The sequence below is a fragment of the Paenibacillus forsythiae T98 genome (assembly GCF_000520735.1).
GTDB classification, from domain to species: Bacteria; Bacillota; Bacilli; order Paenibacillales; family Paenibacillaceae; genus Paenibacillus_AQ; species Paenibacillus_AQ forsythiae.
Genome location: NZ_ASSC01000252.1, coordinates 1 through 653 on the forward strand (window position 1 = coordinate 1; position 653 = coordinate 653).

Annotated in this window: 1 pseudogene; it reads left to right on the forward strand. The window is 52.8% G+C overall.

Going from position 1 to position 653, the window contains the following annotated elements:
* Positions 1 to 277, forward strand: a pseudogene (locus tag L692_RS32535) (hypothetical protein); the annotation flags it as partial.
* Between the last annotated feature and the right edge of the window lie 376 nt (positions 278 to 653).

A 653-nucleotide genomic window follows, 5' to 3' on the forward strand; every position in this document is an offset into this window, starting at 1 on the left:
AGAGCTTGGCGGCGCGCCCGACGGCTATTACATTGTAAATGACAGCGATACGCTGACCGATTATCCTCTGGCCGATAACGTCAGCATCAAGACGCAAATATTCGACCATACCGGAAGCCCCGACGATCTGGATATTATCTGGGATGAAGCCATCGACCGGGATACATTCCTGAGCAAGTTCGGGAATACGGATGTGGTGGACCTGAGCCAGTTCCCCTATCACATCACGGTTCAGGACGGCAAAGTGACGGCTATCGTTCAGCAGTACATTCCTTGAACAGCGGATAACCATTAGTCTGAAAGCGGCCGCCGGCGGGAAGAGCTCCCTTGAAGGAGTTCTCCCCGCCGGCCGTTCTTGCGTTCACGACCCCGGTTGAGGGAGAAGCCCCGCGGCTGCCGCAAGCCACAATTATCATTTGGGAGTCGGCACAATCTCCGGTATAATAAGGTCAAGCTTTATTGAATGATATCTTGACTAAAGGAGATTGGGATGTTCAACCGGAAATGGAGCATTGCCTTGCTGATACTATTAGGCGGATTTCTTTATACCCTGGTCCAGTTTATTCTCTCTATGAACCGGTTGCAGCATCAGGTGGATATACTGCTTCCCGGGCAGGCCCAGCCGGTCCCTTCACGCCGGATCGTGCTGATCT